At 49.2% G+C, this 11,662-nt stretch carries 9 protein-coding genes and 2 pseudogenes; all 11 read left to right on the forward strand.

The genetic code is table 11. The features are described 5' to 3' along the window. The first annotated feature begins 32 nt into the window (after positions 1-32). The 11 genes and pseudogenes from MMY81_RS19220 to MMY81_RS19265 all read left to right on the forward strand — a co-directional run bounded on the left by MMY81_RS19220 (position 33) and on the right by MMY81_RS19265 (position 11,650). Positions 33-1,221, forward strand: a pseudogene (locus tag MMY81_RS19220) (aldehyde dehydrogenase family protein). After that, positions 1,218-1,433, forward strand: a complete 216-nt coding sequence (locus MMY81_RS35530) for an aldehyde dehydrogenase family protein (protein WP_374562360.1) — start codon at positions 1,218-1,220, stop codon at positions 1,431-1,433. Before MMY81_RS19220 ends, MMY81_RS35530 begins: the two are co-directional and overlap by 4 nt. Before the next feature lie 94 nt (positions 1,434-1,527). Further along, positions 1,528-2,238 carry a FadR/GntR family transcriptional regulator gene (locus MMY81_RS19225; protein WP_252314112.1) on the forward strand — a complete coding sequence of 237 codons (711 nt, stop codon included), beginning with the start codon at positions 1,528-1,530 and terminating at the stop codon, positions 2,236-2,238. Positions 2,239-2,251: 13 nt separating this feature from the next. After that, positions 2,252-3,493 carry an L-2-hydroxyglutarate oxidase gene (gene lhgO, locus MMY81_RS19230; RefSeq protein ID WP_252314113.1) on the forward strand — a complete coding sequence of 414 codons (1,242 nt, stop codon included), beginning with the start codon at positions 2,252-2,254 and terminating at the stop codon, positions 3,491-3,493. Continuing rightward, positions 3,453-4,859 (forward strand): FAD-binding oxidoreductase, encoded by a 1,407-nt coding sequence (locus tag MMY81_RS19235; RefSeq protein ID WP_252314114.1) that lies wholly within the window; start codon positions 3,453-3,455, stop codon positions 4,857-4,859. Before lhgO ends, MMY81_RS19235 begins: the two co-directional genes overlap by 41 nt. Beyond that, the gene (locus MMY81_RS19240; RefSeq protein ID WP_308215404.1) at positions 4,852-6,213 is read left to right on the forward strand and encodes a (Fe-S)-binding protein; all 1,362 of its coding nucleotides are present in this window, start codon (positions 4,852-4,854) and stop codon (positions 6,211-6,213) included. Before MMY81_RS19235 ends, MMY81_RS19240 begins: the two co-directional genes overlap by 8 nt. Before the next feature lie 216 nt (positions 6,214-6,429). After that, a pseudogene (locus MMY81_RS19245) lies at positions 6,430-7,601 on the forward strand (acyl-CoA dehydrogenase family protein). Positions 7,602-7,632: 31 nt separating this feature from the next. Beyond that, positions 7,633-9,627, forward strand: coding sequence for a TRAP transporter permease (locus MMY81_RS19250; RefSeq protein ID WP_252314115.1), 1,995 nt, complete (start codon positions 7,633-7,635; stop codon positions 9,625-9,627). Between the two features lie 34 nt (positions 9,628-9,661). After that, a complete protein-coding gene (locus MMY81_RS19255; protein ID WP_252314116.1) occupies positions 9,662-10,750 on the forward strand; it encodes a TAXI family TRAP transporter solute-binding subunit in 1,089 nt (362 codons plus the stop codon). 202 nt (positions 10,751-10,952) lie between these two features. Next, on the forward strand, positions 10,953-11,258 hold the full coding sequence (locus tag MMY81_RS19260) for an FAS1-like dehydratase domain-containing protein (RefSeq protein ID WP_252314117.1): 306 nt from the start codon (positions 10,953-10,955) through the stop codon (positions 11,256-11,258). Continuing rightward, a complete protein-coding gene (locus tag MMY81_RS19265; protein WP_252314118.1) occupies positions 11,255-11,650 on the forward strand; it encodes a MaoC/PaaZ C-terminal domain-containing protein in 396 nt (131 codons plus the stop codon). The genes MMY81_RS19260 and MMY81_RS19265 overlap by 4 nt, the downstream gene beginning before the upstream one ends. Positions 11,651-11,662: the final 12 nt, after the last annotated feature.

An 11,662-nucleotide genomic window follows, 5' to 3' on the forward strand; every position in this document is an offset into this window, starting at 1 on the left:
TTAATTTTATTAATGGAAGCTGGAAAGAAGCTTTGAATGGAAACACTATTGAAAGTAGAAATCCGGCTGCCCCATTAGAAGCAGTTGGAAACTTTCAAAGCTCTTCAAAAGAAGATCTTTCAGAAGCGATAATAGCTGCAGATCAATCTTTTGAAGCATGGTCTTCTTTATCTTATATAGAGAGAGGCAGCTATTTATACAGAGCAGCTGAAGAAATGGAGAAAATGGTTGAAGAAATTGCCGAGACAGCTACTAAAGAAATGGGTAAAACATTTATTGAAACAAAAGGAGAAGTGAAAAGAAGCATAGCTATTCTGAAATATTATGCCGGAGAAGGCATGCAGCAAATAGGAGAGGTTATTCCATCAGCGGATAGTGAAACTATGCTTTACACGAAAAGAGTTCCTCTAGGAGCGGTAGGAATAATAGCTCCATGGAATTTTCCTATTGCTATACCAATATGGAAAATAGCGCCTGCTTTAATTTATGGAAATACAGTTGTCTTCAAACCGGCTTCGGAATCAGCGATTACTGGATTAAAAATTGTGGAAGTGTTCGAAAAAGCAGGCCTGCCAGCTGGTGTATTAAATGCTGTAACAGGAAAAGGCTCCATTATAGGAGAGGGTTTAGTCGAAAACGATCATATCAAGGGAATTTCTTTTACAGGATCTAATCCAACAGGGAAAAGAATTGCGATAGGAGCAGTTGAAAGAGGAATTAAATATCAACTGGAAATGGGCGGGAAAAACCCCTCAGTTATATTGGAAGATGCTGATTTAGATCAAGCTTCAAAAATGACAGTAGATGCAGCGATGAAACATACAGGTCAAAAATGCACTGCCACTAGTCGTGTGTATATTCAAGAATCAATTTATGAAAAAACAAAAGAAAAAATAATTAAACACATTGAAGCGATAAAAGTAGGAAATGGAATGGATGAGGACACATACATGGGTCCGGTCGCTACAAAAAGTCAATATGATTCCGTTCTTGCCTATATTGAAAAAGGAAAAAAAGAAGGGGCGAAATTAATATATGAAGGAAAATCTTTAACTAATGAATTACGAGAAGAAGGATTTTATATCGAGCCAACTTTTTGAAGATGGAAAAGAAGGTATGGCAATTGTTGAAGAGGAGATTTTTGGACCGGTAATTGTACTAATGAAAACATCTGGATTACAAGACGCAATCACTAAGGCTAAAGTTCACGATTTGGATTGAGTGCAGCAGTGTTTACAAATAATATTAAAAATTCAGTTATTTTTTCTGATAAAGTAGATGCTGGAATGATAAAAGTAAATGGTGAAACAACAGGATCTGAACCTCATGTTCCGTTTGGAGGAATGAAAGACTCCAGTTCCCATTCAAGAGAGCAGGGGAAAGCAGCGAAAGAATTTTTTACTTCAATTAAAACTATTTCTACTACAATATAACTAGAAATTAATTGCTGAATTTGCTGAATAATGTGATAAACTTGTCATACAACATGACAAGTTTATTTCATTTTAAAAGAAAGGAAGGTACCCAATGGATTCCATTATCGATCGCAAAAAGGTATCCAGCCAAGTGCTGGAGCGGATTAAAGACAACATCAAAAGCGGAGAATTTCCGGCAGGGGAAAAGCTGCCGTCCGAAATGGAGCTTGCCCGCCAATTCGGTGTGAGCCGGGCGCCGATCCGGGAGGCTCTAAGTATTTTGTCAGCAAGCGGTATTGTCGAATCAAGACAGGGCGGCGGGAGCCGCGTGAATGCCGTGCCGCTCGTTGATATGCTTGAGCAGATTCCGTATGACGTCGTAAAAGTTGAAGAAGTCCATGATCTTCTGGAAATGCGGAGCGTCATTGAAGTGGAGGCAGCGGCTTTTGCTGCTGTCCGCCACACGTCGGCAGAAGAAGAAGAGCTGAAAGAGGCGCTTGAGGAATTTTCCAAAACGGTAGCCGATCAGAAGGAAGTAGGAGCACAGGCCGACTTTTCCTTTCACCGCGTGATCTTAAAAGCGGCCCGCAATCCGTTTTTGGAACAGACGATGAACAACGTCAGCGGCCTTCTGCAGAAGGCGCTCGACTATTCGCTTTCGCAGAACGTTGGCAGGCAGGAGAAACGCGAGGAAGTATACGAAGAGCATCAGGTTATTTATGAGGCGTTCTGCAGGCGCGATCCGGAAGCGGCCCGCACGGCGATGCGGACCCATCTTGAGAATGCCCGGCGCAAACTGGGAGACACGAGAGTAGACCATTAAAGGAGGAAACAGTATGGCAGATTATATTATTATCGGCGGAGGCATTGTCGGATTATCGACCGCCTACGCGTTAACGAAGCAGAAACCGGAAGCCTCGATCATTATTTTGGAAAAGGAGCAGCAGGTCGCCTCGCACCAGACCGGAAATAACAGCGGGGTGATTCACTCCGGCATCTACTACAAGCCGGGCAGTTTAAAAGCAAGGCTCGCTAAATCGGGTAATGAATCGATGCGTATCTTCGCTGAAGAGCACGGTATTGATGTCGATATCTGCGGCAAAGTCATCGTCGCATCGGAAGAAAAGGAGCTGCCGTTCCTAAACGATCTATACGAGCGCGGCCTCGAAAACGGACTGAATATCAGCAGACTTAATAAGGAAGAGCTTCATGAAAAAGAACCCCACGTCAACGGGATTGCCGCCATTCACGTGCCGACCGCCGGTATCATTAACTACAAGCAGGTATCAAACAAGCTTGCGGAACTCGTTCAGGCAGCAGGAGCCGAAGTGAAAAGCGGAACGGCGGTAACGGGAATCAAGGAGCATGATGCAGGCGTTACCGTTGATACTGACAAAGGGCGGGTCGAAGGGAAGTACTTAATCAACTGCGCCGGCCTGCAGAGCGACCGTATGGCTAAGCTTGCGGGCTATCATCTGGATGTGAAAATTGTGCCGTTCCGCGGAGAGTACTACAAGTTTGTGGAATCGAGCCGCCATCTGGTGCGCAATTTGATCTACCCGGTGCCTAATCCGGATTTTCCATTTCTGGGAGCTCACTTTACCCGCATGATTGACGGCAATGTTGATGCCGGACCGAACGCGGTGCTCGGATTTAAGCGTGAGGGCTACAAGAAAAGCGACATTAACTGGAAGGACTTGTCCGAAGTACTGCTCTATAAAGGCTTCTGGAAGCTGGCGCGTCCGTATTTGAAAGAAGGGACCGGAGAAATGATCCGTTCGGTGAACAAGAAGAGATTTGTGAAGAACCTGCAGAAGCTTCTGCCCGAAGTACGGGCCGAGGATTTAGTGCCGGGGCCAAGAGGAGTCCGTGCACAGGCGTTGAGCGTAGACGGAAAAATGGTCGATGATTTCTACATTGTGCCGGGCCGCAACAGTCTGCACGTCTGCAACGCCCCGTCGCCGGCCGCAACCGCAAGTCTGGAAATTGGTAAAGAAATCGTGAGACGACTTGACGAAGAACGAAGGAGGACAGGCTATGGAAGCGCAATGGATCACAGCGCTGCAGCAGCGGATTGATAAGAATCGTGTTCAGACCGGCACGGCCGATCGGCACAGCTACAGCTACGACGGTTCGTTCGGGGAATTTCTGCCGGAGGCGGTCGTACAGGTACGCAGTACCGAAGAAGTAGTCGCGGTTTTGGAGACGGCGAATTCGTATCGTGTCCCGGTCACGCCGCGCGGACAGGGAACGTGTCTGAGCGGCGGGCCGCTTCCGGTAAAGGGAGGCATTGTGCTTGATATGAGCCAGTGGCCGTCTTCTGTCGAAGTGACACCTGGCGACCTAACGGCCCGTGTCTCGCCGGGAACCCTTACCTCGGCTATTCATGCGGCAGCTGAAAAACACGGGCTGATGTATCCCCCTGATCCAAGCAGTGCGCATGTCTCCACGATCGGCGGCAACCTGGCCGAGAATTCAGGAGGTCCGCGCGGCTTGAAGTACGGGGTAACAAAAGATTATGTTATTGGGCTCGAAGTCGTGACCCCGGAAGGGAAAGTCATGCAGACCGGCGGCAGTACGATCAAAAATGTCACCGGTTTTGACCTGACTAAGCTGATTGTCGGATCGGAAGGTCTGCTCGGGGTGATTACAGCAGCAACGCTTAAGCTGATTCCAAAGCCGCCGGCCGTACAGACAATTATGGCATCGTTTGCCTCAATGGAAACGGCCGGAGAAGCGATCTCCAAAACGCTCACCTCCGGCATTCTGCCTGCAAAAATGGAATTTATCGATCAGGCCTGTGCGCAGGCGGTGGAAGCCTATCAGCCGTCCGGTCTGCCGACAGATGCAGCGGCGATTGTCATGATTGAGCTGGACGGAAATGAGCCTTCTATTCAGGTGGAAGCCAGGCAGGTGAGTGCGATTATGAAAGAGCTTGATGCCCTGCAGGTGATTGAGCCGGAAACTCCGGCCGCTGCGGCCGCCATCTGGAAAGCAAGAAAAATGGTGTCGCCGGCGATTGCCAAAATTAAGCCGACGAAAGTATCGGAGGATGCAACGGTCCCAAGAAGCCGGATCCCCGAAATGACCGCGCGTCTTGCCGAAATCAAGGAGAAATATAACGTGTCGCTCGTCGTCTTCGGTCATGCCGGTGACGGCAACCTGCATCCGAATATTCTCTGTGATAAACGTGATCAGGAAGAAATGAAGCGGGTGGAGCAGGCGGTCGGGGAGATTTTCGAAGCGGCGATAGCTCTCGGGGGGACGCTCTCCGGGGAGCATGGCATCGGCACGATGAAATCTTCGTTTATGGAACAAGAGCTCGGGGCGGTCGGTGTTGACATGATGCGGCGCATTAAAGACGCCTGGGATCCGAACGGGATTATGAATCCGGGCAAAATATTCGCCGAACCCGGGCAGAGGCTGGTGTTAACGGATGAGTAACCCAGGTACGCTGAAAGAGAGAATGAACTACGAGAAGTCCTTTGACTGCGTGCAGTGCGGCTACTGCCTGCCTGCGTGTCCGACGTACGAAACGATGGAAACGGAAAAGCATTCGCCGCGCGGCCGGATCCAGCTCATGAAGCTGGCGGCAGAAGGGAAGATCGGTCTCGAGGAGCTCGAGGAACCGGTCGGCAAGTGCCTCGGCTGTATGGCGTGCATGCCCGTCTGCCCGACCAACGTGCAGTATGACCAGATGCTGGAAGGCGCAAAACGGGTGATTGAAGACAATAAACAAAAGCCCGTGCTGCAGCGGACACTGGAGCATTCTCTGCTCGATACGCTGATCCCTTCAACAGGCGGAATGAATACAGTTGGCAACCTGACCTGGCTGTACCAGAAAACCGGTCTGCAGAAGGCAGCGCAGAAGCTGCGGCTCTCCACGCTGGCGCCGCTTGCGATGGGAGAATTTGAAAAGGTACTGCCGCCCCAGCCGTCTCCGAAAGAGCGCAGCGCGCGTCCGGTTTACCGTCCGGCGCAGCAGCCCGAAAAAGCACGGGTTGCGTTTTTTACCGGCTGTGTAATGGACAGCATGTTCTTTACCATCAACGAGCAGTCGATGGAGCTGCTGGCGATAGCCGGAGCCGGTGTTGTCGTGCCGGAAGAGCAGACGTGCTGCGGTGCGCTCCATGCGCATTCAGGCAGGCATGATAAAGCGGTGGAACTGGCGAAACAGAACATTCAAATGCTTGAGGAGCTGGAGGTAGATTACATTGTAAACAACGCCGGCGGCTGCGGCGCACAGATGGTCCGCTACGATCATCTCTTTGAAGAGGGAACCGTATGGCATGAACGTGCCACAGCATTCAAGGAAAAGGTAAAAGACATTACCCAGGTGCTGGCGGAGCTCGACAGCCTTCGTTTTACGAAACCGGTAGAAGAACGTGTGACCTACCAGCCGTCCTGCCATATGACGAACGTGCAGCGTGTCACCGCCGCGCCGCGTTCGCTCATGCAGGCGATTCCCGGCGTTGAGCTGGAGGAGATGAACGATCCCAACTTCTGCTGCGGATCGGCAGGTGTCTATAATCTTGTGCAGCATGAATCATCCATGAAGATTCTTGACATGAAAATGAAAGATGCCGGCAGCACAAAGACGTCCACGATTGTCACGACCAATCCCGGCTGCCTGCTGCAGATGAAGTACGGAGCCGAGCGGGCAGGCACGACAGCGGGCTGTGCATTTAGTGGAACTTCTCATGGAAGCCGGACCGGTGCCAAAAGACGCCTAATGGCTGGATTGGATCCAATGTGTGATTTAAAAAAGAAAGAGTATTCAAATTCAATTGACATGTAAAGCTGTATTGACTATCATTATAACTATTAAAGATGATTATGGATTGTTAAGTTTCGACTCGCTTCTTTTGCCGGAAGTGAATCTCGGATCCAAACGCCAGTCCGCTCTGTCTTCCTGCACGATTTTTCTGCATGGAGTAACCAGGAGAGGACCGGCGTTTTCTTTTTACCTAAAATATGTAAGCGCTTTACTAATACGATTACGGGGAGCGATTTGATGGATTTTAACTACTCAGACGAACAGGTAATGGTAAACATGCTTCGGGATATTTTGTCTATATCCAGCAGTGGGATGAAAAAGGGGAATTCCAGCCGGCAATTCTGGAAAAGCTTTCCGGACTCGGGATGATGGGCATCTGCATCCCGGAAAAATACGGCGGCAGCGGCATGGACTACAATACGCTTGCCATTGCCTGTGAAGAGCTGGAACGCGGAGATACCGCCTATCGGACCGCTGTTTCTGTGCATACCGGATTAAACAGCATGACCCTTCTCCAATGGGGAACAGAAGAACAAAAGGAACGAATACTTACACCGCAGGCCAAAGGCGAAAAAATCGCAGCATTCGGCTTAACGGAACCCAATGCCGGCTCAGACGTAGCGGCGATGAACTCCACTGCCGTGAAAGACGGCGATTCCTACATTTTAAACGGATCGAAAACATGGATTTCTTTATGTGATTACGCCGATCATTTTCTCGTATTTGCCTACACGGATAAGAGCGCCGGCCACAAAGGATTATCGGCATTTGTTATCGATCGGAACATGGATGGTTTTTCTTCCAAAGCGATTAAAGGAAAGCTCGGTATCCGTGCCGGAAACACCGGTGAAATATTCTTTGAGGATATTAAAGTACCGAAAGAAAACCTGATCGGAGAAGAAGGCGAAGGATTCAAAATAGCGATGAGCGCTCTCGACAACGGCCGATTCACTGTAGCGGCAGGTGCATGCGGTCTTCTTATGGCGTCACTTGAAGCAAGCGTAAACTACTGCCATGAACGAAAAACGTTCGGCAAAGAAATCGGAAAACATCAGCTCGTTCAGCAGATGATTGCGAATATGGAAGCCGGCCTGCAGATGAGCCGCGCACTCGTATTTAAAGCAGGCAGCCTGAAAAACGAAGGGAAGCGGAATACAAGGGAAACCTCGATGGCCAAATGGCAGTCCTGTAATTTTGCCAACGAAGCCGCAAATGACGCGGTTCAGATTTTCGGAGCCTACGGCTATTCCAACGAATATCCGGTGGAGCGGTACCTGCGGAATTCCAAAGCTCCTGTGATTTATGAAGGTACACGGGAAATTCATACAGTGATGCAGGCACGCTACGCCTTAGGGTACAACGAAGACAAACCGTTACGTAAAACACTGCCCGCATGGCCGTTCGAATAAAATAAATCACAATCGAAAGGGGGACATGAACATGAGTGATAAAAGTACAGCAGCAATGGAAGAGGAGCAGCATAAGCAGAAGGAAATTCTGGATGAAGAAGGCAAGATGAGAAGCTATACCGGCTTTATGAAGTGGGTGATTACCGCCATTTGTATCGCCTGGGCATTCATGCTCGTATATTTCAACAGCTTCGGAGCCATGGAGGCTCTTATTCTTAGAGCCTATACGCTTGGCTTTCTTTTCCTAATGGCTTTTCTGCTGTTTCCCGCCTCAAAGAAAAGCAGGGGAGCGCGAAGGCTGCCCACGGTCTGGGACTTCATTTGTATTATTGGTTCTGTAACCGCCGTCATTTATTTCGTCTCTATTTATGAAACGTTTGCCAGAGAATGGGGAGGCTTCCACCGGACAGACTGGAACTTTATTATGGGAGCCGTTGGAACACTGTTTCTATTCGAAGCCAGCAGACGTGTTGTTGGAAACACGCTCTCCATCATCGCAGCGGTTTTCCTCACATATATCTTCGCAGGACCGTACATGCCGGGGACATTCAGCCACGGCGGCTTTACGATCACAAGAACAATTGACACCATGTTCTGGGGCGCCCAGGGAATCTTCGGTATTGCACTCGGCGTGTTCACCACCTTTGTGTTTATGTTCGTACTGTTTGGAGCCTTTTTGAAAAACAGCGGCTTTACCGATTTCGTTAACAATCTGGCCCTTACTATAGCGGGGAGTACCGCCGGCGGCCCGGCAAAAGTAGCCGTCCTCGGAAGCGGTCTGATGGGCATGGTAAACGGAAGTGCGATTGGAAACGTCGTAACGACCGGTACCGTCACCATTCCGCTGATGAAAAAAACAGGCTACAAAAAACATTTCGCCGGCGCGGTGGAAGCTGTTGCTTCCACCGGTGGATTGTTCGCACCGCCTGTTATGGGGGCAGCCGGCTTTATTATGGCAGAGTTTATTGGTGTACCTTATACAACGATTATGCTCGCCGCTGTCATTCCGGCCCTGCTGTATTTCGTCACCGTATTTATGGTCGTTCACTTTGAAGCGAAAAACCTGGGATTGTCCGGGATAAGCAAAGAAAATATTCCTTCCGCCATAGGCGTATTGAAAAGCAAAGGACACTTAATTGTACCGCTGGCTGTTTTAGTCTACTTACTGGTTATTGGTACAACGCCAACGTATGCCGCGGTATTTGCACTGTTTGCCACTGTTCTGGTCAGTGCGTTTAGAAAATCGACCAGAATGAGTTTTAAATTAATTATCCAATCGATTGAAGATGGCTGTAAGGCGGCTGTAGCAGTAGGTGTCGCAACGGCGATTGTTGGTATTATTGTAGGAACGGTAACTCTTACAAGTCTCGGCCTGGTGGTTGGAAATAACATACTGAATCTCGCAGGAGACAGCCTGTTGATCGCCGGTATTTTCACGATGGTGATCAGCATTATTATGGGAATGGGCGTGCCCGCCACAGCGGCGTACATTATCGTAGCGACCGTGTCAGCACCGCTTCTTGTGGAACTGGGTGCTTCGGTACTTGTTGCGCATATGTTTGCTTTCTTCTTCGCAGCATTATCAAATATCACACCGCCTGTGGCGCTTGCTTCCTATGCGGCTGCAGGTATAGCCAACGCTTCACCGAACAAAGTATCGCTCACGGCAGTCAGAATCGGAATAACCGGCTTTATCATTCCGTTCTTCTTCCTATTCAATCCGGTGCTGCTGTTTGACGGCGCCAGCTACTCGGCAAGTATTCTCGCCGCAGTTACAGCAACGATTGGTGTTATCGCTTTGGCGGCAGGCCTGCAGGGCTGGTTGCTGACCAGAGCTGGTGTCATACAGCGTCTCATTCTTTTTGTCAGCGCTTTCCTTCTTGTGGAGCCAACGTTTATATGGGACCTGGTAGGTATTGCCCTGCTTATTGGTATTATGGTTTGGCAGAAAGTGAAGCCGATCCAGGCGAAACAGCCGAAAGAGTCAGCAGATCCTGTGTCAGGCAGTGAAAGAGTAAATCTTTAAGTTTCACAACATTATAAAGAAAAAGGGGAGTTTTATGATGAAAAAGATGTCTACGAAGAGAGTATTTCCAGCAGTAACCATGGCAGTAGGACTGGCGTTAATAGCAGGCTGCGGAGGCGGCGGAGGAGAAGAGTCCGGCAACGGCGGCGGGGAAGAAGAAGCGGGCGGAAACGACGCGTCCGGTGAAGGCGGTCTCGATGGCGGAGACGGGGAAGCAAACAATGAAGGCGAAGAAGGAGATACGCACATCAACCTGGCGACAGCCAGTGAGACCGGTCTGTATTACCCGCTTGGAGCAACGCTTGCTAATTTCTGGTCCAATGAAGTGGACGGCGTATCCTCATCGTCACAGTCTTCCAATGGAAGCGTGCAGAATATGATTTTTATGGCGCAGGGGGAAGCAGATGCCGGATTTGTAATGGGTAACATCCTCCAGGATGCCTATGAGGGCGAAAATGGATTTGAAGGAGAGCAGTACGAAGATGTACGCATTCTTGCCGGTGTCTACCCGAACTACAATCATGTCGTAATGCGTGAAAATGCAGGGATTGAATCGATCGCTGATATTGAAGGCGAAAACTTTGCACCGGGAGCAACAGGCAGTGGAACGGAAATTGCGTCCCAGCATATTCTCGGGGCGTATGATCTGACGTTTGATGATATTAATGCCAACTTCGGTGCGTTCCCGGAAGCCACGGATTTGATGAGAAACAATCAGGTGGTCGGGGCTAACATTAACGGTGGTGTGCCGACTTCGGCTGTAAGCGAAATGATCAGCACAGCTAACGGTGTGTTGACAAGCATTGACGATGAACAGCGTCAGGAAATGCTGGATGAGTATGACTTCTATATTGATGAAACCATTCCAGCCGGAACCTATGAAGGCCAGGAAGAAGACGTGCATACCACAGCGATGCAGAACTTTATTGTAGCGGATGCTTCCATGTCCGATGAAGTAGCCTACGATATTACGAAAGCTATGTGGGAAAACATTGAAGACCTGCATTCCAGCCACGAGACGTTCCAGCAGTTTGAAATAGAAAATTTTGACGAAGGATCCGGGGACATTCCATTCCATCCGGGTGCAGAACAATATTATGAGGAAGAAGGTCTTCTTGACTAATACAGGACATTTGTTCCAATGAAGTGAAGGCTGTTGCTGCTGACAGCCTTTTCCTTTTTTTATACGGCAGAAAGGATGAAGCTCGTCATGTATTGGGAAGATTTTCTGAACGTACCCTCAACAATAGTTGAAAATAAGGTGTCTAATGAAAAAGTAGAACAATTTAAGCAGGCCCTTGGTTTTTACGACAAAGCAGCAGGTCATGTCCCGCCGACATTTGTGCGTTCGTTTTTCATTTGGGGAAATTCAGGGGCTGACCTGGCCGGATGCCGGCATGATTCACGCCGAGCAGGAATACGAATACCGCAGGCCGCTCGCAGTGGACGAAATACTGCAGTGTTCGCAGCAAATAGAAAAGGTCGTCCGTAAAAATGGAAAAAGCGGGAAAATGGCATTCATTTACCTGACACAGATCGGGAAAGACAGCGCCGCTGATACCGTGTTTATTTCAAAACGTGTCCTCGTCTGGAAAACAGCCGGGCGTCACGTGGAAGGAGTGCCGGAATGAATAGTACGAGCATCGATGAGCATTGTATGAAAGTGCCCGGCTTTACTAAGAAACAGGTACAGGCCTATGCCCGGGCTTCCGGTGATTTAAATGGAATCCACATAGATGAGGAGCAGGCCAGAGCAAACGGCCTGCCCGGCGTCATCGTGCATGGTCTCCTGACGATGGCGTGCACGTCTATTCCTTTTATTCCGCTCCTGGAGAACGGCTGGCACGTGTCGTATTTTCAAACGCGGTTCACCGGCAAAGTATTCCTTGAGGAAGCATTATTTATAGAATGGATGCCGGCAGAAACAGAAGAAGAGAAATTATTTACGTTGAAAGTATCGAAGGAAGACGGAACGAAGGTAACCGAAGGAATCATCGAGCTGTCACGCAGCAAGTCAATGTAACAGAGAGGATGC

This window comes from Sinobaca sp. H24 (genome assembly GCF_023845525.1).

What these genes read in the sequence shown, in the direction of transcription:
- lhgO (WP_252314113.1), top strand. Translation starts at nt 2,252, where the DNA reads ATGGCAGATTATATTATTATCGGCGGAGGCATTGTCGGATTATCGACC.
- MMY81_RS19260 (WP_252314117.1), top strand. Translation starts at nt 10,953, where the DNA reads ATGTCCCGCCGACATTTGTGCGTTCGTTTTTCATTTGGGGAAATTCAG.
- MMY81_RS19250 (WP_252314115.1), top strand. Translation starts at nt 7,633, where the DNA reads ATGAGTGATAAAAGTACAGCAGCAATGGAAGAGGAGCAGCATAAGCAG.
- MMY81_RS19235 (WP_252314114.1), top strand. Translation starts at nt 3,453, where the DNA reads ATGGAAGCGCAATGGATCACAGCGCTGCAGCAGCGGATTGATAAGAAT.
- MMY81_RS19255 (WP_252314116.1), top strand. Translation starts at nt 9,662, where the DNA reads ATGATGAAAAAGATGTCTACGAAGAGAGTATTTCCAGCAGTAACCATG.
- MMY81_RS19265 (WP_252314118.1), top strand. Translation starts at nt 11,255, where the DNA reads ATGAATAGTACGAGCATCGATGAGCATTGTATGAAAGTGCCCGGCTTT.
- MMY81_RS19240 (WP_308215404.1), top strand. Translation starts at nt 4,852, where the DNA reads ATGAGTAACCCAGGTACGCTGAAAGAGAGAATGAACTACGAGAAGTCC.
- MMY81_RS19225 (WP_252314112.1), top strand. Translation starts at nt 1,528, where the DNA reads ATGGATTCCATTATCGATCGCAAAAAGGTATCCAGCCAAGTGCTGGAG.